Source organism: Mesorhizobium sp. B2-5-13, from assembly GCF_006440535.1.
Lineage (GTDB): Bacteria > Pseudomonadota > Alphaproteobacteria > Rhizobiales > Rhizobiaceae > Mesorhizobium > Mesorhizobium salmacidum.
Window position 1 is genome coordinate 1 of record NZ_VFUI01000004.1, and the last position, 22,866, is coordinate 22,866.

Here is a 22,866-nt window from a genome sequence, read left to right on the forward strand (position 1 = left end):
GGTCACCGACGCAAACGGGAACACCACGACCGGCACCATCAACATCGCCATCGTCGATGACGTACCGACAGCCCATGTCGACAGCGGCAATGTCAATGAAGGCGCGTTGCTCAGCGTTGCCGCCGTTGCCGGCGTGCTGGTCAATGACGTCGCCGGCGCCGATGGCGCCACCATCGACGGCGTGCGCGCCGCAGGCGGCAACACAACCACCGCCGTATCGGGTGGCGTCAACACCGACATCGTCGGCCTGCACGGCACGCTGCATCTCAATGCAGACGGCTCCTACACCTACCAGTCGACCGCCAACAACATCACCGCCGACACCACCGACGTCTTCGTCTACACCCTCAAGGATGGTGACGGCGACCTGTCGACCACGACGCTGACCATCAACCTCAGCGATGCCGGGCTCGTCGCTCCCGCCGACAGTGACGTCATCGTCAACGAGGCGGCCCTCGACCCCAACAAGGATGGCGCCGATCTCGCCGCCGGCACTGTCACCGGCTCGCTGCCGGGCTCGACCGCCGAGACCGATGCCGCAAACCAGCTCAATGCCACCGGCGGTTTCGCACCGCTCACCTATCAGCTGGCCGGCGGCGGCAATGCCGCCACAGCCGGAACCTACGGCACCATCCAGGTCCACACCGACGGCAGCTATGTCTATACGCTGACCGCACCCGTGCACGGACCGGCAACCGCCGGCACCGATACCGTCAATGCCGCCGAGAGCTTCACCTATCAGGTCACCGACGCAAACGGGAACACCACGACCGGCACCATCAACATCGCCATCGTCGATGACGTACCGACAGCCCATGACGACACGTGGGGTTCGACCATTACTGGACCCACCACTCTTACCGGCCTGCTCGGCAACGACGTCTTCGGTGCCGATGGCGTGGATACCGACAACAGTCCGCTCAGTGGCCAAGTCACAGTCACCACAAACGGCGCCCACGGCACGGTGGTCTACAACAATGATGGAACGTTCACCTATACGCCAACGGGCGTCTACGTTGGATCGGACTCGTTCACCTACACGATCAAGGACGGCGACGGCGACACGTCGACGGCAACGGTAACGCTGAATGTCCAGACCAATACGGTCCCGTCAGGCGGCGGCACCGCCTCGCTTACATTGAACGAGGCCGCGCTCGACACGACGCAGGATGCCTCGTTGCCGGCGGATCTTCATGCTGGTGTCGTGACCGGCACCAACCCAGGCAGCCGTGGCGAGACGGCGCAGGCAAACAGCGGGATCACCTTCACCTCATCAGGCGAAGCGATTTCCGTCGCCTTCGCCAACCCGACCGACGCTTCAAACTGGGTGGCACCGACGGTTTCGGGCCTGGCTTCCGGTTACACGCTGTCCTGGAGTTTGGTCGGCGGGGAACTGGTCGGACACTTAATCCAGACGGTTGGCAGCGTGGACCTTGGCGCATTCGTCTATCTGGCCTTGTCGAATACAACCGCAGGCGCCAACAGTTCACTCACTCCGGTGGTGACCGCAACGTTGACCGATCAGCTTCAGCATGCTGCGGGCTCCGGCAACATCACCATCAACGGCCTCCAGGTGGTGGCAACCGACACCAGCGGCGATCACGTTTCCGGCGCGGTCAACCTGACGGTTCTCGATGACGCTCCGCTGCCGTTCAATCCTGACGGCATCTTCGTCGAAAACGTCCCGCATACTGTACTAACGGAAAGCATCAACTTCGCCGCAAGTGCCGGCGCCGACGGCGTTGGCAACGTGGTGTTCAACGTGAACGAGGGCGCGGCCGTCACATCAGGCAGCGCAAACATCTTCCTGAATGGCGAGCAGGTCTTCTTCCACGTCGTGGATACGCACACGGTAGAGGGACGAACCTCGGCCGCGAACGGCAGCGACCTCGCCTTCACGGCGACCTTGGATCCCACGACCGACACCTGGACCTACACGCAGGCAGCGACTATGTTTGCCGGCAACCAGTTCAATACGGCGAACTTCTCGCCTAGCGGCGGCAACAATCAGGCAATTGTTCTGGACTCGGCCAACTCAACCAGTGACCTGCTCGCGACCGGCAATAGCCCTAATTTCGTCAATACGAGCACGGGCAGTTGGGGCGTCGATGGCGGAAACAGCATCGGACCTGGCGAGGAGATCCGCTTCGATTTCGTTAGTAGCGCGACAACCAATGGCACCATTGCCGGGACTTCCTATACCGGCCACTACGAGGTAGCGAGCTACAGTCAGCAGATTGGCAATGTATCTGGGCCTGGCCTGGTTTCGATAACCATACGCCCGGTCAATGCTGACAACGATGCTTCCTACATAGGCGATGTATCTGGCGAAAGCACAGCATTTGGCAGCCTGATCACGGTGATTAACGGTTCCGGTGGAGCAGTTCCGACTACAGCCTATGACGCCGTGCATGGAACTTGGACCATCACCGGTTTGGCGCAAGGCGACACTTTTACGGTGGTTGCAAACTCCGACCCGTTCAGCGCGATCGAGATTTCGGCCAACATTGGCTCGAATGACTTCAAACTAGGCCCGGTCACCTATACGACCGCGAACGCCGTCACGCCGTTCGATATCTCGATCCCGGTCAATGCAACCGACGGTGACGGCGACCTGATCGCGGGCTCGGTGACGGCGCACCTTTCGCCTGATACCAGCACGTGGCAAGGAACGCCCGGCGCCGATACGCACACGACGACGATCACGGAAACCGCCCTATTCGGCGAAGATGGCAATGACATCCTTAGCGGCCTTCCGGGACAGGCCGATCTCCTGGCCGGCGGGCGCGGAATCGACACCCTGTTTGGCGACACCGGAAACGACACGCTTTACGGGGGCTCAGGCAACGACACGCTTAACGGCGGTGGAGGCAATGATCTGCTGATCGGCGGTTCGGGCCAAGATACGCTCATCGGGGGCACCGGCGCCGACACCTTCAAGCTTGAGCATCTAGATATCAAGGATCTCATCAGCGATTATAGCGGCGTCGGCGGCGATGGCGACGTGATCGACCTGACGTCCCTTTTCAAGACTGGAGCCGGCAACGTTGCCGACTTCGTGAACTACGATTCGGCAACACACACACTGAGTGTCGATGCCAATGGTCTCGCCGGTGGCGCCAACTTCATCGACGTGGCGCAACTGACCAACGCGGTCGCGCCCGTGGCCAGCACGATCACACTGCTGTATGACGATGGCGCTAACACACACACGACCACGGCAAATGTGGTTTAAGGCCATAGTGCGTGGCCAAACGACTATGGTATATCTTCAGATCATGGAGGGGAGTTCATCATGAAGACTGTTTCGAGACTGCTGGCTTCGGCGGCGGCGCTGTTGTTGACGGCTGGGTCGGCCGGCTTTGCCGCCGACATCATCGAAGGCCCGACGGCCGATTATTGCCGCACCGTTGGAACGTCCAATCTCGTGCTGACCGACAACACGGTCGACCTCACGAAACAGGTCGTGAAGCTGATGGACGAGTCGGTCGCCGTCGCCAACAGCCCGGAATGGATCCATTCATCCCGGCCGGTCTTCGTCTGGGCATCGGAAGCCAAGGTCGCCTGCGGCATGGCTTACGGCTACCTGAAGACCAACTATAAGGACGAAGACACGCTCAACAAGTGCGAGTGTTTTCACGATCGCATGGTCGAGTACATGAACTAACCGCAGCGAGAGCGCGCCAGCGGGTCCGATGATTGGCGATCGCGCATCGCTCGCCGTGATCGCCGGGGCGATTGCGCTGACCGGTTGGCTGATGCCGGCGGCGCCAGCCAGGGAATTCGAGCCGTCTTCCGTCGACCAGGCAACATCAGCCATCGCAACGCGGCGGACGCACTGCAGCGCCGCATCCCAGTGGTCGCGCGAGACCTATAAGGCGTTCGCGACCTGTCAGGCATCGATCTACGGTCTTCAACCGGCACTGGCGCATGCCGTGATCGAGATCGAAAGCGGCTTCGATCCTGACGCACGCGGGGGTGCTGGAGAAATCGGACTGATGCAAGTCATGCCGGCGACCGCGCGCATGCTCGGCTTTCGCGGTTCGCTCGAGAATCTCAGCGCGCCCGCGACCAATATCGCGTTTGGCGTCGAGTATCTGGCGCTCGCGAACAAGCTCGCCGGCGGCGATCTGTGCACGACCGTGATGAAATATCGCGCTGGCCACAACGAGACCCGGTTCTCGGCACTTTCCGTTCGCTATTGCGAGCGTGCGAGAGCCATACTGGCAAGGGATGGCCTGGAGGTAGCCGGGCCGTTGCCTGTGGCGACATTCGGGTTTTCCGCCCTTTCGCAGGAAGGCATGCCGACAGGGGCAAAGCGTGTCTGTGTGCGCAGGTTTTTCGTGCCCGGCCCACGCTACATGAGATGTGCCGACTATCGAACCGTGGAGCAGGCCAGACGCATCAAAGCGCTCAGGGCCGAGCTGTTCCGTGACTGAGCACTTCGGTCGAATGGAGCCGCCATGATATATCGTGCGGACGAGATCGGGAAAGACCTGTCGCCATGCGCGGCAGACAGGGTGGGAGCAGAAAATGGAATTTGACCGGCCGGTCCACGGCCCGCGGACATGGGTGGTCGCTTCCATGCTGGCTATGTCGTTGCTCGGCTGCCAATCGAAAGGCGCGGTGTCCGACGCGCTCGATCCCGCCGCCATCCAGGTCGCCAATCAGCCGGCTGCTGTTGTTGCTGTGGCAAACGCAAGCCAGGCGACGCAGTCCCTCGGCACGGGACCCACCAAAGTCGCCATGCTGCTGCCGCTGTCCGCTTCCGGATCCGCGGGCGAAAACGGCAGAAAGATGCTCGACGCCGCCAAGCTCGCCATGACGGACCTCGGCAACCCGCTGCTGACGCTTACCATCGAGGACACAAGGGGAGACGCGACCTACTCCCAGCAACTGGCGGTTAAAGCCATTACTTCGGGAGCGAAAGTGGTCATCGGTCCGACCGAACTGGCGGCGGCGCAGCATGTCGCAAAACTGTCGGGCTCAAACCGGCCGGTGGTTCTGGCTCTTGCGGACAATTTTGCCGGTGGCCCGGGCGTCTATGCGGTATGCCTCAGCGAGGCGGACAGCGCGGCCGCGGGAGCTGGCGCGATCGCGGCCAAGGGCGGCAAGAAGTTCGTTCTGCTGGTGCCGGCGGGCGCGAGTGCCGACATCATGGAGAAGCGGGTCGCCAACAGCCTCAGCGTGTATGGAGCCGCCCTTGCAATCACCATACCCTATACGAGCGCCGACAGCGCGGCAAAGGCGGTGACGGACATGGGCTCGCTGGTGGACGTTCCCGATGCCGTGATCGTTGCCAGCGGCGACAGCAATCCGTCGCCAATCCTGATCGCCCTGAAGGCAAAGGGCATTCCTGGAAAATCGACCTCCGTGATTGGCACGAACCGCTGGCTGGAGCACCCGACCAGTCCACTTTTCGAAGGCGCCTATATCGCGACGCTCGATCAACACGAAACAGGTCCGATCTCGGATCGTTTCAAGGCAACCTTCAACTACCAGGCCGACGTCAATGTCGCTTATGCCTATGACATGGTTGCCCTGACCGCGGGGATCGCGAGCGCTGCCGGACCTAACGGTTTCAACAGGCACGTTTTCGAGAACCGGAGTGGATTTCGCGGATCGACCGGCTTGTTCAGGTTCCGCGCGGATGGATCCAGCGAACGCTCGATGCCGTTTTACCGGATTGAAAAAGGCGCGCTCAAACCGGTTGCCAAATCGACGTCCAGCTTCTAGCGAATTGGGCGCGGCGGCCTGATGGCACAAGTCGGACGCCTTCGCATGACGATCGCGGTCGCAAGCCTCGAGCTTCTCGTCGGCATCCTGCTGCTGATCAGGGCAGCGACCCTGTTCCCTGTCGAACGGACCGTCACCAACCCGGCCCCGGAAGTCAGCGATGAAGTCGCGCAGCACCCGGTTCGATCGATCGTCAATTCAGCCCGCAAGATTGCCGAGGATCTCATCGCACCGCCGCAGATCGAGGGGACCGACATGGAGCGGGTGGAACCTCGCTTGCCCCTTGGCGACCTCGGCCTCGCCCCACAACCCAAGCCATCGATGCCCAAGGATTGGCTGGAAACACCGCTGTACCGTCCGGTGGCCACGTCGTCGGCCGGTTTCGACTCCATGGGGCGGAAATTGTTCATCAGCGGAACCCAAAGCGTTGCGATCGACAGGGTCTGCCTGTTTCACGAGAGTGCCTGGCCTTGCGGGCAGCGGGCGCGCGCGGCTTTCAACAACTGGATGCGCGGGCGGGCGCTGAGCTGTTTCGTGCCTCCGACGGTCGACCGCTTCCCTGTCGCGGCGACATGCAGGCTGGGCAAACAGGATGTCGGCGCCTGGCTCGTATCGAATGGCTGGGCGCTGGCCTTGCCGAGCGGCATCTATGGCAAGGCCGAAGCAGCAGCCCGGACGGCGGAGATGGGAATCTTCAGCCCCCCGTAGGCGGCAGCAACCGGATTCGCCACAAAGGGCCGCATCGTCTGTTCAGAAAGCTGGCGATACGTCTCAAATTGTATTGTTCTTCGAGACCGAAATCGTAACTTGCCGGTCTTATGCTTGGCGTTCGAACGGAGATCGACGATGAGCAACGCAGCAGCTGATGTCCCGGCCCATCACGAATGGAAGAATGTCGCCTGGTTGGCTTTCCTTGGAACCATCGGCAGCCTGTGCGTCTCCCTGATCCTGAATTATCTGCTGTTGTTCAGCGAGACGCTGACGCCTTTCGGGCGCGGCATGATCACCGCAACGCTTTTGCCTTTGGTGATCTGCCTGCCGCTTTTTGTGTTCATAGGCCTGAAACTGGCCGAGATCCGTCGCTATAGGCGGGAACTCAACAGGGCCGCTACCTTCGATACGCTGACCGGTTGCCTGAACGGCAAGGTTTTCACGTCGCTGATCGAGAGACGGGCAATCAGGTCTTCGCCACCTGGCGAGCGATCGGGCGCCTTCCTAGTCGTTCATCCTGAACATCTGAACGCCATCAATCTGCGCTTCGGCCTGAGCTGGGGCGACGAAGCCTTGCGCCTCATAGCCTCGACCATCCGCTCTTGCGTGCGCTCGCAAGACGTCGTCGGCCGCATAGGCGCGTCCATGTTCGGCGTCTTCCTTCCTGGAACGAGCGAGGCCGAAGCCAGGACGGTTGGCGAGCGTATCCGCGCCAGTGTCTCGCAGGTCTATTTTGCCCCTCAAGGCGCCGAGGAGATCCTGGCCGTCACCGTCGGAGGCGTGGTTTTCGAGCAGGACCTGGACTTCGAGGACATGTTCCGGCCGGCGGAAGAGAGCCTGTCGGGCAAAGGCGGTTTTGCACTGTCGCGCATTCAACCCGCTTCAGCCTGACGCCCTCCAAGACTTGTTCGGTTTTGCCGCGACTTTTGCGATAATCGGGAAAGTCGATGCCAGAATGCGTGGCTTACCGCCCGCGATCCCTTCGCTACGATCCTTGGCTGAGGGCGAACGCGCAGATCCCGCGGCGTCAGCTCGCCTCGCGCATCGCTTCGGCGGCCTGCAAGTCGACGGAGACCAACTGGCTGACGCCCTGCTCGGCCATGGTCACGCCGAACAGCCGGTCCATGCGGGCCATGGTGATGGGATTGTGGGTGATGATGACGAAACGTGTCTCGGTGGTGTTGGCCATCTCGTCCATGAGATTGCAAAAGCGCTCGACGTTGTGATCGTCAAGCGGCGCATCGACTTCGTCGAGCACGCAGATCGGCGCCGGATTGGTCAGGAACACGGCAAAGATCAGCGACATCGCCGTCAGCGCCTGCTCGCCGCCCGACAGCAGTGTCATGGTCTGCGGCTTCTTGCCGGGCGGGCGGGCCAGGATCTCAAGTCCCGCCTCCAGCGGATCCTCGGATTCGATCAGTTGCAATTCTGCCGTGCCGCCACCGAACAGATGCGAGAACAACCGCTGGAAATGGCTGTTCACCACATCGAAGGCGGCCAGCAGCCGCTCGCGGCCTTCACGGTTCAGGCTCTGGATTGCTTGCCTGAGCTTGCGGATCGCTTCGATGATGTCCTCGCGCTCGGACACGATTGCCTCCAGGCGATCGGAAAGCTCCTTCTGCTCTTCCTCGGCGCGCAAATTGACGGCGCCGAGCCGTTCGCGCTCGATCTTCAACCGGTCGAGCTGGCGTTCGATCTCGGGCATCTCGGGCATCGGGTCGCCGGCTTCCAGGCCGGTGTGGCGGATGACCAGATGCGGCGGCGTGTTCAGCGTTTCCTGGATACGCGCCTCGACCTCCAGCCGGCGTTCGTCCGCCGCCGTCAGCCTCTCCTCGGCACGGGCGCGGGTTTCGCGCGCTTCGGCCAGCGACTGGATGGCTGATGTGGCCGCCTTGTCCAGTTCGGCCTGCCTGTTCTCCGCTTCCTGCAGCCGGTCGGCGGCCGCCTTGCGCAAGGTCTCGACCTCGGTGAGTTGCGACAGCAGCGCACGGCGCTTGACGTCGATCTCGTCGGGCGCATCGGCCAGCCGTTCGCGCTCGGCCTCGGCCTCGGCCTTGCGTTCGCCGAGCGAGGCGATCTGTGTCGAGGCGTTTTCGGCACGCACCAGCCAGTTGCTGCGCTCGGCGCCGATGGCGTCCAGCCGTCGCGTACGGGCCTCGGCTTCGCGCCGCAACCCCTCATGGACGGCACGCGCGTCGGCAAGCGTGGCGCGGTCGCGAGAGACATTGGCCGAGGACTGTTCGAGCTGCAATTGCAGGTCGCCGAGATCCGGCGCGTCCTGCAGCAGCATCTCGGCCTCGACGAAAGCCGCCGATGTCTCCTCGTGGCTGTCGACGATGCGGGCGCGCGCTTCGTCCAGCGCGGCACGCCGGCTCGACAGTTCACCGCCGGCCTTTTCGGCCTCGGCCAGCGCATTGCGGGCGGCGTCCAGCCGGTGCTGGGCTTCGCGTCCGGCCTGGCGTGTGGTTCGCTCCGCTTCGCTTGCCTGGCGCAGCGTCTGCTCGGCCTGTGCCAGCGTGCCCTCGGCCTGGCGCAGGACGAGCGTCGCCTGCACCGCTTCGGCATCGAGTTCGGCAAGCCGGTTCTTCTGCGCCAGCCTTTGTGCCGCGGCGGTCGGTGCATCGGCGCTGGCGGTCAGACCGTCCCAGCGCCACAACGCGCCCTCGCGGCTGACCAGGCGCTGGCCGGGAGCCAGAAGCCCCTGCAACCGGCGCCCGTCAGCGGCCTCGACGATGCCGATCTGCGCCAGGCGGCGGGCAAGTTGTGCCGGCGCGCGAACCACGCTGGCAAGGCTCTTGATCCCTTCCGGAAGCGCGGCGTCGCCGGGCTGGATTTCGCTTTCGCCCCAATGCGCCGGTGCGCTACGGTCGAGCGGCACGTCCAGGTCTTCGCCCAAGGCCGCGCCCAGGGCCGTCTCGAAGCCGCGCTCGACGCTGATCTGCTCCAGCACGGAAGGGAAGAGATCGCCGCTGGCCGCGTTCAGGATCTTGGCCAGCGTACGCGCTTCGGTCTCGATCCCGGCCAGTTCCGCCCTGGCGTCCTGAAGCGGGGGCCGAGCGGCACTTTCGGCGCCACGAGCGTCGATGACCGACTGCTCGGCCTGTGCCACCGAGGCCTCGGACTCTTCCAGCAATGCCATCGCCTGTTCGACCAGGATCCGTTTCTCGGCCGGATCGGGCAGGCCGGCCACCTTGGCGAGGATGTCCGATAACTCCCGATCGACATCGGCGAGCTGACGGGCGAAGCGATCGCGCCGCTCGGCGGTTTTGCGCAAAGTCCGTTCGATCTGATGGCGCGAGGCGGCGGCCTCGGCGCGCTCGGCGGTCAGCGCGGCGAGCTTGGCTTCGGTTTGCGCAAGCGTCGAGGCGGCTTGTTCGAATGCCGCGCGGGTAGTGGCCTCGCGCTCCGCGGCGCCGGCGTTTTCGGAGTTCAGCGCGGCCTCTTCCGCGCGCAGGCGCTCGAGTACGTCGGCATTGTCGCGCACCATCCGCTCTTCGCGGGCGATGTCACCGTCGAGTTGCTGCAACCGGCGCTCGAGTTCGGCCTGACGGGTGCGGATGCGGCCGGCTTCTTCCTCGATCTGCGACCTGGCGATCGACAGCCGCTGGAAGGCCGCGGCAGCCGCGGCTTCCGCGTCGCGCAGGTCGGGCAAGCGATGGGCGGAGATGCCCTGCTCCTTGGCCGCGTTCATCTGCGTGGCGGCGCGGTCGCCGACGAGCGCCGTGGCCGTCGCCAGTGCAGAACGCGCCTCGCCTTCCTGCGTCTTGGCCAACGTCCAGCGCAGATGCAAGAGCGTTGCTTCGGCCTTGCGAATGTCGGCCGACAGGTTCTTGAAGCGGGAAGCCTGGCGCGCCTGGCGCTTCAGGCTTTCGATCTGGCTTTCCAGTTCGCCGACGACATCGTCCAGGCGTTCGAGGTTCTGCTCGGCCGCCTTAAGCCGCAGCTCCGCCTCATGGCGGCGGGTGTGCAGGCCGGAAATGCCGGCTGCCTCTTCGAGCAGCGCGCGGCGCGCCTGCGGCTTGGCCTGGATCAGTTCGCCGATACGGCCCTGCCCGACCATCGAGGGCGAGCGCGCGCCGGTCGACTGATCGGCGAACAGAAGCTGCACGTCCTTGGCGCGCGCTTCCTTGCCGTTGATGCGGTAGAGCGAGCCGGCCTCGCGCTCGATACGGCGGGACACCTGCAGTTCGTCGGCATCGTTGAAGGCTGATGGAGCCGAGCGGTCGCTGTTGTCGAGGAACAGCGTGACTTCTGCGGTGTTGCGGGCGGGGCGCGTGCCCGAGCCGGAAAAGATCACGTCGTCCATGCCGGACGCGCGCATGTTCTTGTAGGAGCTTTCGCCCATCACCCAGCGCAGCGCCTCGACGAGGTTCGACTTGCCGCACCCGTTCGGCCCGACAATGCCGGTCAGGCCGCGTTCGATGACGAACTCGCCAGGTTCGACGAAGGACTTGAAACCAAGGAGCCGGAGGCGCGAAAACTTCATTCACGCGCCTCATACACCGGTTCCGCAAAACTGTACCGAGGTTTTGCGACAGGGCGCATAGCGCGCGAACAGATAGACAGGCAAGCAGCGCCGGAGCGCTGCCGCTTCGGCGCTGAGCTGATGTCAGAGCAGAGGGTCGATGATGGCCGACATTTCCTCAATCGACATCGCCCCTTTGTAGGTCTTACCGTTGATGAAGAAGGTCGGTGTCGAGTCGACCTTGAATTCATTGGCGCCACGCTTCTGGACCGATCTCACATCGTCCAGAAGTTTCTGGTCCGTCAAGCAGGCCTCGAAGGACTCCTGTGTAAAACCGGCAAGCTTGGAGATTTGCAGCAGCGCATCCTTTGTGTTGGACACGCCGACCCAGTTCGCCTGCTGCCTGAACAGGACATCGACCATCGGGAAATAGTTGTCCTTGGCGCAGCGCGCCAGCATGAAACCTGCTTCGGCGCTCGGATCGAACGGGAATTCGCGCAGGATGTAACGGGCCTTGCCGGTATCGATATACTTGGTCTTCAAATCCGGAAAGGTGGTCTCGGCGAAATGCGCGCAGTGCGGGCAGGTCATCGAGGCATATTCGACGATGGTGACCTTGGCGTCATCCTTGCCGAGCTGCTTGTCGGGCAGCGCACCCGGCTTCATCAGTTCGGTCATGTCGACGGTGCCCTGCGCTTCCGGCACCTGGACCGCGGCGGGCGTGGCCGGCTTTGCGGGCGCCGCAGGGTCCGCGGGCTTCACATCCGCAGCCTTGGCCTGTTCGCCGGAATCGCTGCAGGCGGCGAGCAGGGCCACCGCCGGGATGGCGGCCAGCGAAGTCAGGACGTTTCTGCGAGAGAAGCTTTGGCCAAACGGGGTACGGCTCATACGAATCACCTGATAAGGGTTTGGATTTTGCAATGCAATGGCACGAAAAAGCGAGAGTTGGCGCGAATTAAGGCATCCCTGTCCCCAATCCAATCGCGAAACCTGACGAGGGTGATCACGAATGCGAGAGATTAACGACAAACCTATGACCGTTGCCAGTTATAACTAGGCTTTCCTTGCGCCCAGAATGGTCGCACCCAGCCGTTCCAGCGAGGCGCGCAGCCCGTCATCCTCGATCAAGCCGACAGTATCGGCCAATTTCGCCTTTTCCGCCGCGCTCAGTGGCCTGAGGGCAGGTTTGGGCCGGGCTCTTCCCGAGCTTACCGGCTTCTGCACGATCCTGATCCGGCCTATCGCCCTGAAACCCAGGAAGGCGTTCACCCGGTTGATGATCTCGCCGGTCTCATGCTGCAGATGAAGCGCGGCCATGCCTTCGCAGGCGATGACCAGCACGGCCGGCTCGAACGGATCGTCTTCGTGCAGGCGGCGGGGCCACTGGATCTTTTCGGGCCGCGAGTGGATGGCCAGGCGCGGTCCGGCAATCTCTTCCCAGGACTGGACAAGACCGATCGATATGCCTGCCCGCTTGCGCAGCACCGGGTCGAGGATCTCGGTGGCGAGGTCGCTCACCGGAACGGGATTGCCGAAGGGCCTTTTCCCTGCCATGTGCGTTCTCCAGCCACGACCCAGCAGATACCGGCCAGGCCAACGCAAGATCAATGGCACCAGCAGACCAGACCCGCAAGGCCCTGACCAGCATGGCCATCTCAGACGATAGGGCGTCGCGCCTGCTCGCCTGGTACGACGCGCATCATCGCGAATTGCCGTGGCGCGTGACGCCGCGCGAGCATGCACGCGGTGTGCGGCCCGACCCCTACCGCATCTGGCTGTCCGAAGTGATGCTGCAGCAGACCACCGTCGAAGCGGTGAAATCCTATTTCCGCACCTTTGTCGAGAAATGGCCCGACGTCGAAGCGCTGGCAGCGGCGCCGACCGAGGATGTGATGAAAACCTGGGCGGGGCTCGGCTATTACTCCCGCGCCCGCAATCTCAAGGCCTGTGCCGATCTGGTGGTGGCACGCGGCGGCCGGTTTCCAGATACCGAGACCGAACTTCGAGAATTGCCGGGGATCGGCGCCTATACGTCGGCTGCCATCACGGCAATCGCCTTCGACCGTCCCGCGGCCGTTGTCGACGGCAATGTCGAACGCGTCATCTCAAGGCTGTTTTCGATCACGACGCCGCTGAGCGAAGCCAAGACCGAGATACGAGCCCATGTCGAGCGCATGGTGCCGGCGACAAGGCCCGGCGACTTCGCCCAGGCAATGATGGATCTCGGCGCGACGATCTGCACGCCGCGCCGACCGCGCTGCATGCTGTGCCCGCTGCGCGAGGACTGCAGCGCCGTCATTGCAGGCGACCCCGAGAATTTCCCGGTGCGGCTGCCAAAAGCCGACAAACCGCTGCGGCGCGGCGCGGCTTTCGTGGCCACACGTGAGGACGGCGCCATTCTTTTGCGCAAGCGGCCGGAAAAGGGCCTGCTTGGCGGCATGACGGAAGTGCCTACCACCGCCTGGACGGCGCGGGCGGACGGAGCCACCACGCAAGCGGCGGCGCCTTTTCCCGGCAACTGGCTGCGCGCCGGAAAAATCACGCATGTCTTCACCCATTTCGCGCTCGAACTCGAAGTCTTTCGCGCTCACATCAAAGGTGATGCACCGGCAGGGTATTTCTGGTCGCCGGCCCATGACATTTCAGGCGAGGCGCTGCCCACTGTCATGAAAAAGGCAATCGAGGCTGCGATACCCGGCGCGACGAAAAAGCCGTCGCCATTGAGTGCAAAGAGGCCCCATGACTGAAATCCGCCACATCGTTTTCGACATCGGCCGCGTGCTGATCCATTACGATCCGAACATTCCGTTCAGCCGCCTCATTCCCGATGTCGAAGAGCGAAAGTGGTTCTTCGACAATGTCTGCACGCATGACTGGAACATCGAACAGGATCGCGGGCGGACGTGGGAAGAGGCCGAAGCGCTGCTGATCGCGGAGCATCCCGAGCACGCCGAAAACATCCGCAATTTCCGCCGCCACTGGCACGAGATGGTTCCGCATGCCTATGACGACAGCGTCGCCATCATGCTCGGGCTGATCGACAGCGGCCACGATGTGACGATGCTGACCAACTTTGCCTCCGACACGCTGGCAGAAGCGCGTGAACGCTTCGATTTCCTCGATCGCCCGCGTGGCGTCACCATCTCGGGCGAGATCGGCAAGATCAAGCCGGACCGCGGCATTTACGACCATCACGTGGCTGCGTTCGGCCTCGAGCCGTCGGCGACGCTGTTCATCGACGACAGCCAGAAAAATGTCGACGGCGCCAAGGCCGCCGGCTGGCAAGCGGTGCTGTTCACCGATGCCAGTACGCTTCAGGCAGATCTTGAACGCTTTGGAATCAAGGCGTGATCTCTATCGCTTGCGGCGATCCGTCGAGAATTTGAATCAACGAATATGATGCAAGCAGCAGGGGGTCAGCCCCCTGCCCGTTCCATGCCGAGGCGGGCGATGCGACGCAGTTCGTCGATCGGGGTCAATCCGCCGCTGCGCTCATAATGCCAGAAGGTCCAGCCGTTGCAGGCGTCCAGCCCCTGCACCTCGGCGCCGATCTTGTGGATCGAGCCGGCGCTGTCGCCGATCGCCACCGTGCCATCGGCGCGAACCTTGGCAGCCCAGCGCTTCTTGGCGTCGTAGAGCGTGGCGCCGGGCGTCATCAGCCCAGTGTCGATCAGGCTGACGAAGGCGACGCGCGGCTCGGCGCGTTTGCCGGTAAGCACGGTAAGATCCGCTTCGTCGAATGGCAGCACGGCATCGATGCGCTCATTGGCGGCGTCGATATAGGCCTGCTCGCGCTCGATGCCGACGAAGTGGCGTCCGAGGCGCTTGGCCACGGCACCCGTCGTACCGGAGCCGAAGAACGGGTCGAGCACGACGTCACCCGGCTTGGTCGAGGCCATCATGATACGGGCAAGCAGCGCCTCGGGCTTCTGCGTCGGATGCAGTTTGTCGCCATTGTCGTTCTTCAGGCGCTCGCCCCCGGTGCAGATCGGGAACAGCCAGTCGGAACGCATCTGGATATCGTCGTTCGACGCCTTCAGCGCTTCATAATTGAAGGTATAGCCCTTGCCCTTCTGATCGCGCGAGGCCCAGATCATCGTCTCATGCGCGTTCTGGAAGCGGCGGCCGCGAAAATTCGGCATCGGATTGGTCTTGCGCCAGACCACGTCATTGAGGATCCAGAAGCCGAGATCCTGCATCTTGGCGCCAACCCGGAAGATGTTGTGGTAGGAGCCGATGACCCAGATCGTGCCGTTGGGCTTCAGCACGCGGCGCGCTGCCAGCAGCCAGGCGCGCGTGAAGGCGTCATAGGCCTCAAAACTCTCGAACTGGTCCCAGTCGTCGTCGACCGCGTTGACCTTGGACTGGTCGGGACGGTGCAGATCGCCGTCCAACTGCAGATTGTAGGGCGGATCGGCAAAGATGACGTCGATCGACTTTTCCGGCAGGCGGTCAAGGGCCGCGACGCAATCGCCTTTCAGGATCGTGTCCAGCCATTCGGACTGCTGGGGAGCGTGGGAGAGCTCGTCGAGAAGACGCACGGCTGACATTTTTACACCCAAGGCACGCGTTACTGTTTACTCCCCGTTATGGTTACCGATCAGCGTAAATATTCGGTGAAGGCGCGCGGATGGCCACCAGATTTGCGAAGGTCCGGCCGTTGGTGTATGCCGCGCCGCTTGAGCCCTGAGTGGCCATCCCTCCATCCTCCATCGTCCGGATCACCATGCCCCAGCCAGATCTTGTCATCTTCGATTGCGACGGCGTGCTCGTCGATTCCGAAATCATCGCCGCGCGGGTCGAGGCCGAATTGATCACCTTGGCCGGATATGAAATCTCGGCGGAGGAGATTGCCGAGACCTATGCGGGCCTGACCTTCAAGGACATCCTGATCCGGATCGAGGAGAAGTCCAAAATCCCGTTTCAGGTGTCGCTGATCGATCGCGCCGAGGAACTGGTCGACCGCAAACTGCGCAGCGACGTGCGTGCCATCGAGGGCGTGCGCGAAGCGGTCGCCTCGGTCACGGCGCAGCGCTGCATCTGCTCCAATTCACGTTCGGAGCGGATCGAGTTCATGCTGGAGAAGGTGCATCTGCTGCCATTCTTCGCCGGGCGCATCTTCTCGGCGATGGAGACGCCGACCGGAAAGACCAAGCCGGCTCCGGACGTGTTCCTGCATGCCGCCGAAAAGCTCGCCGCCAACCCGGCGAACACCTTTGTCATCGAGGATTCCGTGCACGGCGTCACCGGCGCCAAGGCCGCCGGCATGCGCGTGATCGGTTTTACGGGCGCCAGCCACAGCTATCCCGGCCATGCCGATGCCCTGACGGAGGCCGGTGCCGAAACGGTGATCCGCCGCTGGGCGGAGTTGAAAAGCGTGATCGCGGCGCTGTCGGAATGGTCGGAAGACGCTTAGGGCGGCTGCCGGAAACTCTGCTCGCGAAGATTTTCCAGCGCATCCGCTTAGCCGGTGTCGTTCCCGTGTCCGGCGGCTCGCGGTAGAAAGGTCCGAACTCAGAAAAACCCGGAGTGGCCATCGAAGTTTGGTGACGAGCCTACGCGCGCGTCGTCAGAGTCGAGAGTTGGTCAGTGTCATAGCGATTTCGCAGATCGGCGAGCGCTTTTGGATCCGGCGCCCCCCGCGCCGCGAGGCTGGCGAGCTCTTCGAAATAATGCTCATGGCCAGGCGGAGAAACGGTCATCAGCACGCGAGCCGGTTTCTCGCTGATATTGGTGATGTTGTGCGGCACCCCCGGCGGGATGAACAGAAAGGTTCCAGGCGTCGCGCGGATCGTCTCGTCGCCGAAATGCCATTCACACTCGCCGTCGAGCAGGTAGAAGGTCTCCTCCTGCACCCGGTGCACATGCCGCCCGGTGGCGAACTGCGGCGGGATCGTCCAATCGAACATGCTGGTGTGCCTGGTATTCTCGCCAGTTACGAGGAAAGCCATGGGATGACCACGCAGCATGAGGCCCTTCTTCTCATCGGGCCTGCGGATGAAGGCATTGGCGCTCATATGACCCTCCTTTGGCTGGGCGCATGCTTTTAACAAGCATTTGGCCATGATCGGCTGGTCGCGGCGGAAAGTCATGAATCCGTTCCCAAAAATTTGCTAAAAGACTCTGATGACCGTAAGGGGCGACCTCTACCAGTTCGGCCCGTTCCGCCTCGATCCGGAGGTGGGCATTCTTTTTTGCTGGGGTGAGCCGACCATACTTGGGCAACGCGCCGTCGCGCTGCTGCGCCTGCTGATCCAGAATGCGGGCGTTCCCGTATCCAAGGACGCGCTGATCGAGGCCGGCTGGGGCGGACTGGCGGTTGCCGATAACAATTTGACGGTTCAGATCGCAGCCTTGCGTCGCGTCCTGGCCGACACAGCGAATGTCGAGAGCTGGATCGAAACATTGCCGCGCCGCGGCTATCGCTATGTCGGCCCGGCTGTCACCACGAATGTTCCTGATACTTCGGCCGCCGTCCGTGCCGCGTCGGCACCGACTTTGCCTGAAAAGCCTTCCATCGCGGTCCTGCCGTTCTCCAACTTGACCGGCGATCCGCAGCAGGAATACTTTGCCGATGGAATGGTGGACGACATCATCACAGGCCTGGCACGCATCAAGTGGTTGTTCGTCATCGCCCGAAATTCGACCTTCACCTACAAGGGTCGCGTCGTGGACGTGAAGCAGGTCGGTCGCGAGCTTGGCGTTCGCTATGTCCTCGAAGGCAGTGTGCGCAAGGCCGGCGGTAATGTGCGCGTTACCGGGCAGATGATCGATGCATCGACCGGTGCGCATGTATGGGCCGAGCGCTACGACCGCAGCTCCGAAGACATCTTTGCGCTTCAAGACGAGATCGCGCTGTCGGCGGTGGGCGCAATTGCGCCCAGCGTGCGGAAAGCCGAAATCGAACGTGTCAGGCGGAAGCGGCCTGACAGTCTCGATGCCTACGATCTCGTGCTGCAAGCCCAGCCCGACGTCGATTCAGGCATGCCGAGGCAGGTGACCAGAGCGCTGCTGCTTCTTGACCGCGCTATCGCGCTCGAACCGACTTATGCGCTGGCACATGGCAATGCCTCGATGTGCCACCATTGCCTGTTTCTTCGCGCCGGGCTGCAGGAGATCCACCGTGCGTCTTCGATCCGGCACGCCCGGTCTGCCATTGTCCATGGCCAGGACGATGCGCTCGCGCTGACCTGGGCCGGCTTTTCCATCGGAATGGATGCGCACGATCGCGCCGCTGCATTCGCCGCATTGGAAGCCGCCCTCGCCATCAGCCCGTCATCGGCGCTGACCTACATTCTTGGCAGCGTCATCCTCGGATGGAGCGGCGAAGCTGAGCGCGCGATAGAATGGAGCGAGCAGGGTATGCGGCTTAGTCCGTTCGATTCGTGGACTTGGGCGGCATTTGACGCTCAAGCAATGAGCCATTTGCTGCGCGGTCGTTACGAAGAAGCTTGCCGTGCGGCCTACAAGTCCGTTCAAGCCAACCCGGCGCACAGTATCACTTATGTGCAACTGGCCGCCGCGCTGGCCAACCTGGACCGGTTGGATGAAGCGAAGGTGGCCGCCACTCGCGTGCTCGAGCTTCAGCCTGGCTTTCGCTACAGCCGCCAGTTCGCAGGCGTGAACTGCGCGCCGGCACTCGCGGAGGCTCTCGGAAGCGCACTACGGCGCGCAGGACTGCCCGAGTAACTCGACGGACTGCGTGGGGTTCGCCAGCGACGCGGCCGTTGTCCCCTGCATGTGACGATGCGCCTCGGCAAACTTGCCGCGAGCGCCTGGGCTTCGTTCAGTTCGTTGCCGTGGCTTTCTTCCTCTTGCGCTTCGGCTTGTCGGTCGTTGCCTTGGGCGCGGTTTCATCATAACCGGCATAAGCCTGATAGTCCGCGGCCGTCGGCGCCGGTACGACGACATTGGAATCGGTGAAGACAAACTGGGTGGCGACCGAGGGATCGGTCACCTGAACCTGATACTGGTGGATCTGCGAATAAAGTACGTCGGTGCCATGCATGACCGCCGTGCGGATCGGCATGGTGATGGTGCCCGGCGTGAACTTCGGTCCGGGTACGATCTTGCCGGCGACCGCGATTTTCATCGTCAGTTGCCCGTCGGCACGGCTGCAGTCGCGGGTCACGTCGCTGATCGACGCCTGATAAATGATCCTCGCCGAATCGTCGGGCGGCGTAGCAGCAGCGGCATCGGCCGCGGCCTGGGCCGCGGCATCCGCAGCCGCGTCGCCGGTCTTCTTGAGCTTCGGCTTGGGCTTCTGGACCTCGTTGACATAGGTATTGAAGAACGCCGTGCCATCGCGCACCGTCACCCTCGGGCAATAGGCGTTCAGCTGGCTGGCCAGCACCTTGGGATCCTGTGGCGGCGGAGGCGCCGTCGGGTCCTTCTTGCCGAAACCGAGGTTCAGGATGCCATTGTCGCCTGATTGGCAGCCGGCGGCGGCAAGCATAAAGCCCGTGAGCGCAAGACCCGCCAAAAAGCGACTACTTGATATACGAAACGCCATGAAACTGCACTTCCCTCTCGCAAAGCTGGTGACGTATATCAACCGCGCGGCAAAAATGCGACTAGAGCCGGTGCAGAAATTAACCACCTTGTGGTGAACGGAAAAACCAGGCGGCAAACGGATCTGTGACATGCATTATGTGAGTACCCGCGGGGAAGCGCCCGCGCTTGGATTTTCCGACGCCATCCTGGCTGGGCTGGCGCGCGATGGCGGGCTCTATGTGCCGCGCGAATGGCCGCGCTTCTCGGCAGCCGACATCCGCGCCATGCGCGGCCTTGCCTATCCCGACCTCGCCATCCGCGTGTTGACGCCATTTCTGGGCGGCGAGATCGCCGCGCCGGTCTTCGAGCGCCTCGTCCGCGAAGCCTATGCCACCTTCCGCCATGAGGCTGTCTGCCCATTGGTGCAGACCGGCGCCAACACTTTTGTCCTCGAACTCTTTCATGGGCCGACACTGGCGTTCAAGGACGTAGCGATGCAGTTGCTTGCCCGGTTGATGGATCATGTGCTCGCCGAACGCGGCCAGCATGCGACCATCGTCGGCGCCACGTCGGGCGATACCGGCGGCGCGGCCATCGATGCCTTTGCCGGGCGCAGCCGCACCGACATCTTCATCCTTTTTCCGCATGGCCGCGTCTCGCCGGTGCAGCAGCGGCAGATGACAACGTCGACGGCTGAAAATGTCCATGCGCTGGCGATCGAGGGCAATTTCGACGATTGTCAGGGCCTGCTGAAGGATATGTTCAACGATCACGGCTTCCGCGACCGGGTGTCGCTGTCGGGGGTCAATTCGATCAACTGGGCGCGCATCATGGCCCAGATCGTCTATTATTTCTCTTCGGCGCTGTCGCTCGGCGCGCCGGACAGGCCGGTGTCGTTCACGGTGCCGACCGGCAATTTCGGCGATATCTTCGCCGGCTACGCCGCCAAGAAGATGGGCCTGCCGATCGAACGGCTGGTCATCGCCACCAACGACAACGACATATTGGCACGCACCTTCGCGACCGGCGAATACCGGACCAAGGGGGTCTTTGCGACCACCTCGCCGTCGATGGACATCCAGGTTTCGTCGAATTTCGAACGCCTGCTGTTCGAGGCGTCGAACCGCGACGCGGCGACCGTTCGACGCTACATGGCAGGCCTCAAACAGTCGGGCGCCTTCACCATCGAAGCCGCGGAAATCGCTGGGATGCGGTCCGAATTCGATGCCGGCCGCGCTGACATGGACGAGGTCGCCGCCACCATTCGCTCGACGCTGGCAAACAGCAACTACCTGCTCGATCCGCATACGGCGGCAGCCATGCACGTGGCGGCGGACAAGGCTGGCGCGGTGCCGATGGTGGTGCTGGGCACCGCCCATCCGGCGAAATTCCCGGCCGCCGTCGAGGCCGCCAGCGGCGTCTCGCCCGCCCTGCCCGCATGGCTAGGGGGATTGATGACATTTGAGGAAAAATACACGGTACTTCCATCCGACCTCAAAATGGTGGAAGATTACGTCAGCCGCCGCGCGCGGGCGGCGCGTTAAGGAGTACGAGCCATATGGGTGTTGAGGTAAGCCGTCTGTCGAACGGCCTGACAGTCGCCACCGAAACCCTTCCAAGTATCGAATCGGTTGCATTGGGTGCCTGGGTCAAATCGGGTGCCCGCAATGAACGCGAAGAAGAGCATGGCATGGCCCATCTGCTCGAGCACATGGCGTTCAAGGGGACGAAGCGGCGGAGCGCCTTCGAGATCGCCTCGGAAATCGAGGACGTCGGCGGCGAGATCAATGCCGCCACCAGCGTCGAGACCACATCCTACTACGCCAGGGTGCTCTCCGACGATGTGCCGCTGGCCGTCGACATCCTGTCCGACATCCTGCAGGAGTCCGAATTCGACCCGCAGGAACTCGAGCGCGAGCAGCATGTCATCCTGCAGGAGATCGGCGCCGCGCACGACACGCCAGACGACATCGTCTTTGACCGTTTCACCGAGACGGCCTTCCGCCACCAGACCATTGGCCGCTCGATCCTGGGCACGCCCGAAACCGTAAAATCCTTCACTTCCAAGCAGTTGCACGATTTCATCGAACGCCAGTATGGCGCCGAGCGGATGGTGATCGTGGCCGCGGGCGACATCAAGCACGACAAGTTCGTGCGCGAGGTCGAAAACCGGCTCGGCGGTTTCCGCAGCAAAGCCGACAGCACCATTCCGCAATACGCGCAATATGTGGGCGGGGATTTCCGCGAGGACCGCGACCTGATGGACGCGCAGATCGTGCTGGGCTTCGAGGGCCGCGCCTACCATGTGCGCGATTTCTACGCATCGCAGGTATTGTCGATGATTCTCGGCGGCGGCATGTCATCGCGTCTGTTCCAGGAAGTTCGCGAGAAACGCGGTCTCTGCTACTCGGTCTATGCCTTTCACTGGGGCTTTTCCGACACGGGCATATTCGGCGTCCATGCCGCCACGGGGCAAAGCGACATCGCCAAACTGGTGCCCGTCATCGTCGACGAGTTGCAGAAGGTCGGCGACAGCATCCTGCAGGAAGAGCTCGACCGTGCACGCGCGCAGTATCGCGCCGGGCTGATTATGTCCGCCGAAAGCCCGGCCAGCCGCGCCTCGCAGATCGCGCGGCAACTGCTCCTTTTCGGCAGGCCGATCGCAAAGGAAGAGCTGATGGAGCGGCTAGCGGCGCTGACGGTCGAGCGCCTGACCGATCTGTCGTCGCGGATGTTCTCGACCAAGCCGACGCTTACCGCTGTCGGGCCCGTGGGTACGCTGGCGCCATACGAGGCGATCCTTGATTCGCTTCCGGGCACGCAGACCACGGCCCGCAGGCTCGCCGTCTAAGTCCCCAGCGCCGTGTTCGCGCTCCCTTTCTTTCGCCGTGACCTGCCGGCACTGAAGGGCAACCTGGTCACGCTGCGCGTGCCGTTCACCAACGACTACCGCGAGTGGTCGACGGTGCGCGGCGAAAGCCGGGCGTTCCTGGAGCCATGGGAACCGCGCTGGACCCCGGACGAACTCGATCGCACGGCATGGCGCCTGCGCATCAGCCGCTATCGCGAGGACTATGCGCAGGGAACCGCGATCGCTTTCTTCATCTTCGAGAAGTCGAGCGGCAAGCTCGCGGGCGGCATCACGCTCGGCAACATACGCCACGGCGTCTCGCAAAGTGGCCATGTCGGCTACTGGATCGGCGAGCGGTTCGGCGGCCGCGGCCTGATGACCGATGCGGTCAAGGTGGTGGCCCGCTTCGCCTTCGATACGCTGAGATTGCACCGGATCGAAGCCGCCTGTATTCCCGACAATATCAGGTCGATCCGCGTGCTTGAAAAAGCCGGATTCCGGCGCGAAGGACTTCTGCGATCCTATCTCAGGATCAACGGCCTCTGGCAGGACCACTACCTCTACGCCCGGATCGCCGACGATCCGCCGGGCGCTGGAACGAAGGACTGAT

At 62.9% G+C, this 22,866-nt stretch carries 19 protein-coding genes; 13 read left to right on the forward strand and 6 right to left on the reverse strand.

Annotated features, from left to right (window positions below; all coding sequences use genetic code 11):
* The 6 genes from FJ434_RS30450 to FJ434_RS08500 all read left to right on the forward strand — a co-directional run.
* Positions 1-3,235, forward strand: a 3,235-nt coding sequence (locus FJ434_RS30450; protein ID WP_140745639.1) for an Ig-like domain-containing protein, incomplete at its 5' end; no start/stop codon positions are given.
* 60 nt (positions 3,236-3,295) lie between these two features.
* On the forward strand, positions 3,296-3,667 hold the full coding sequence (locus FJ434_RS08480; protein ID WP_140745642.1) for a hypothetical protein: 372 nt from the start codon (positions 3,296-3,298) through the stop codon (positions 3,665-3,667).
* 28 nt (positions 3,668-3,695) lie between these two features.
* On the forward strand, positions 3,696-4,439 hold the full coding sequence (locus tag FJ434_RS08485) for a transglycosylase SLT domain-containing protein (protein ID WP_140745645.1): 744 nt from the start codon (positions 3,696-3,698) through the stop codon (positions 4,437-4,439).
* Positions 4,440-4,533: 94 nt separating this feature from the next.
* Positions 4,534-5,736, forward strand: a complete 1,203-nt coding sequence (locus FJ434_RS08490; protein WP_140745647.1) for an ABC transporter substrate-binding protein — start codon at positions 4,534-4,536, stop codon at positions 5,734-5,736.
* Positions 5,737-5,781: 45 nt separating this feature from the next.
* A complete protein-coding gene (locus tag FJ434_RS08495; RefSeq protein ID WP_140745649.1) occupies positions 5,782-6,444 on the forward strand; it encodes a thermonuclease family protein in 663 nt (220 codons plus the stop codon).
* Positions 6,445-6,582: 138 nt separating this feature from the next.
* Positions 6,583-7,338 carry a GGDEF domain-containing protein gene (locus FJ434_RS08500; protein ID WP_140745651.1) on the forward strand — a complete coding sequence of 252 codons (756 nt, stop codon included), beginning with the start codon at positions 6,583-6,585 and terminating at the stop codon, positions 7,336-7,338.
* Between the two features lie 136 nt (positions 7,339-7,474).
* Here the strand turns inward: FJ434_RS08500 and smc are convergent, their stop codons facing one another.
* From smc to FJ434_RS08515, 3 genes are all read right to left on the reverse strand, one after another.
* Complete coding sequence (smc, locus tag FJ434_RS08505; protein ID WP_140745653.1) at positions 7,475-10,933, reverse strand: chromosome segregation protein SMC; 3,459 nt, start codon at positions 10,931-10,933, stop codon at positions 7,475-7,477.
* A 123-nt stretch (positions 10,934-11,056) separates the two neighbouring features.
* Positions 11,057-11,800, reverse strand: a complete 744-nt coding sequence (locus tag FJ434_RS08510) for a DsbA family protein (RefSeq protein WP_140507764.1) — start codon at positions 11,798-11,800, stop codon at positions 11,057-11,059.
* Between the two features lie 165 nt (positions 11,801-11,965).
* On the reverse strand, positions 11,966-12,466 hold the full coding sequence (locus FJ434_RS08515) for a DUF721 domain-containing protein (RefSeq protein WP_027142382.1): 501 nt from the start codon (positions 12,464-12,466) through the stop codon (positions 11,966-11,968).
* Between the two features lie 53 nt (positions 12,467-12,519).
* Between FJ434_RS08515 and mutY the strand changes: the two genes are divergently transcribed.
* Together mutY and FJ434_RS08525 are read left to right on the forward strand one after the other, a co-directional pair.
* Entirely contained in the window at positions 12,520-13,659 is a 1,140-nt protein-coding gene (mutY, locus tag FJ434_RS08520) for an A/G-specific adenine glycosylase (protein ID WP_140745655.1), read from the forward strand.
* Complete coding sequence (locus FJ434_RS08525) at positions 13,652-14,263, forward strand: HAD family phosphatase (RefSeq protein ID WP_140507767.1); 612 nt, start codon at positions 13,652-13,654, stop codon at positions 14,261-14,263. Before mutY ends, FJ434_RS08525 begins: the two co-directional genes overlap by 8 nt.
* Positions 14,264-14,328: 65 nt before the next feature.
* Here FJ434_RS08525 and FJ434_RS08530 read toward each other — a convergent pair whose 3' ends face one another.
* Complete coding sequence (locus FJ434_RS08530; RefSeq protein WP_140745657.1) at positions 14,329-15,462, reverse strand: site-specific DNA-methyltransferase; 1,134 nt, start codon at positions 15,460-15,462, stop codon at positions 14,329-14,331.
* 176 nt (positions 15,463-15,638) lie between these two features.
* Here FJ434_RS08530 and FJ434_RS08535 point away from each other — a divergent pair, with 176 nt between their 5' ends.
* Positions 15,639-16,328 carry an HAD family phosphatase gene (locus FJ434_RS08535; RefSeq protein ID WP_027142378.1) on the forward strand — a complete coding sequence of 230 codons (690 nt, stop codon included), beginning with the start codon at positions 15,639-15,641 and terminating at the stop codon, positions 16,326-16,328.
* Between the two features lie 139 nt (positions 16,329-16,467).
* Here the strand turns inward: FJ434_RS08535 and FJ434_RS08540 are convergent, their stop codons facing one another.
* Positions 16,468-16,929 carry a cupin domain-containing protein gene (locus tag FJ434_RS08540; RefSeq protein ID WP_140745659.1) on the reverse strand — a complete coding sequence of 154 codons (462 nt, stop codon included), beginning with the start codon at positions 16,927-16,929 and terminating at the stop codon, positions 16,468-16,470.
* Between the two features lie 109 nt (positions 16,930-17,038).
* Between FJ434_RS08540 and FJ434_RS08545 the strand changes: the two genes are divergently transcribed.
* Positions 17,039-18,601: a winged helix-turn-helix domain-containing tetratricopeptide repeat protein gene (locus tag FJ434_RS08545; protein ID WP_140507771.1), complete on the forward strand. Its 1,563-nt coding sequence runs from the start codon at positions 17,039-17,041 to the stop codon at positions 18,599-18,601.
* Positions 18,602-18,698: 97 nt separating this feature from the next.
* Here FJ434_RS08545 and FJ434_RS08550 read toward each other — a convergent pair whose 3' ends face one another.
* Complete coding sequence (locus tag FJ434_RS08550) at positions 18,699-19,424, reverse strand: hypothetical protein (protein ID WP_140745661.1); 726 nt, start codon at positions 19,422-19,424, stop codon at positions 18,699-18,701.
* A 130-nt stretch (positions 19,425-19,554) separates the two neighbouring features.
* On the opposite strand from FJ434_RS08550, the gene thrC reads away from it, so the two are divergent.
* The 3 genes from thrC to FJ434_RS08565 are packed head-to-tail and all read left to right on the forward strand — an operon-like array spanning position 19,555 to position 22,865.
* Positions 19,555-20,949, forward strand: coding sequence for a threonine synthase (gene thrC / locus FJ434_RS08555; RefSeq protein ID WP_140745663.1), 1,395 nt, complete (start codon positions 19,555-19,557; stop codon positions 20,947-20,949).
* Between the two features lie 14 nt (positions 20,950-20,963).
* Positions 20,964-22,256, forward strand: coding sequence for a pitrilysin family protein (locus FJ434_RS08560; RefSeq protein ID WP_140507776.1), 1,293 nt, complete (start codon positions 20,964-20,966; stop codon positions 22,254-22,256).
* 12 nt (positions 22,257-22,268) lie between these two features.
* Positions 22,269-22,865 (forward strand): GNAT family protein, encoded by a 597-nt coding sequence (locus FJ434_RS08565; protein ID WP_027142372.1) that lies wholly within the window; start codon positions 22,269-22,271, stop codon positions 22,863-22,865.
* The last annotated feature ends 1 nt before the right edge of the window (position 22,866 follow it).

Bases quoted from the DNA above. Each gene is read 5' to 3' on its own strand.
- FJ434_RS08480 (WP_140745642.1), top strand. From the start codon at position 3,296: ATGAAGACTGTTTCGAGACTGCTGGCTTCGGCGGCGGCGCTGTTGTTG.
- FJ434_RS08485 (WP_140745645.1), top strand. From the start codon at position 3,696: ATGATTGGCGATCGCGCATCGCTCGCCGTGATCGCCGGGGCGATTGCG.
- FJ434_RS08490 (WP_140745647.1), top strand. From the start codon at position 4,534: ATGGAATTTGACCGGCCGGTCCACGGCCCGCGGACATGGGTGGTCGCT.
- FJ434_RS08495 (WP_140745649.1), top strand. From the start codon at position 5,782: ATGACGATCGCGGTCGCAAGCCTCGAGCTTCTCGTCGGCATCCTGCTG.
- FJ434_RS08500 (WP_140745651.1), top strand. From the start codon at position 6,583: ATGAGCAACGCAGCAGCTGATGTCCCGGCCCATCACGAATGGAAGAAT.
- smc (WP_140745653.1), bottom strand. From the start codon at position 10,933: ATGAAGTTTTCGCGCCTCCGGCTCCTTGGTTTCAAGTCCTTCGTCGAA.
- FJ434_RS08510 (WP_140507764.1), bottom strand. From the start codon at position 11,800: ATGAGCCGTACCCCGTTTGGCCAAAGCTTCTCTCGCAGAAACGTCCTG.
- FJ434_RS08515 (WP_027142382.1), bottom strand. From the start codon at position 12,466: ATGGCAGGGAAAAGGCCCTTCGGCAATCCCGTTCCGGTGAGCGACCTC.
- mutY (WP_140745655.1), top strand. From the start codon at position 12,520: ATGGCACCAGCAGACCAGACCCGCAAGGCCCTGACCAGCATGGCCATC.
- FJ434_RS08525 (WP_140507767.1), top strand. From the start codon at position 13,652: ATGACTGAAATCCGCCACATCGTTTTCGACATCGGCCGCGTGCTGATC.
- FJ434_RS08530 (WP_140745657.1), bottom strand. From the start codon at position 15,462: ATGTCAGCCGTGCGTCTTCTCGACGAGCTCTCCCACGCTCCCCAGCAG.
- FJ434_RS08535 (WP_027142378.1), top strand. From the start codon at position 15,639: ATGCCCCAGCCAGATCTTGTCATCTTCGATTGCGACGGCGTGCTCGTC.
- FJ434_RS08540 (WP_140745659.1), bottom strand. From the start codon at position 16,929: ATGAGCGCCAATGCCTTCATCCGCAGGCCCGATGAGAAGAAGGGCCTC.
- FJ434_RS08545 (WP_140507771.1), top strand. From the start codon at position 17,039: ATGACCGTAAGGGGCGACCTCTACCAGTTCGGCCCGTTCCGCCTCGAT.
- FJ434_RS08550 (WP_140745661.1), bottom strand. From the start codon at position 19,424: ATGGCGTTTCGTATATCAAGTAGTCGCTTTTTGGCGGGTCTTGCGCTC.
- thrC (WP_140745663.1), top strand. From the start codon at position 19,555: ATGCATTATGTGAGTACCCGCGGGGAAGCGCCCGCGCTTGGATTTTCC.
- FJ434_RS08560 (WP_140507776.1), top strand. From the start codon at position 20,964: ATGGGTGTTGAGGTAAGCCGTCTGTCGAACGGCCTGACAGTCGCCACC.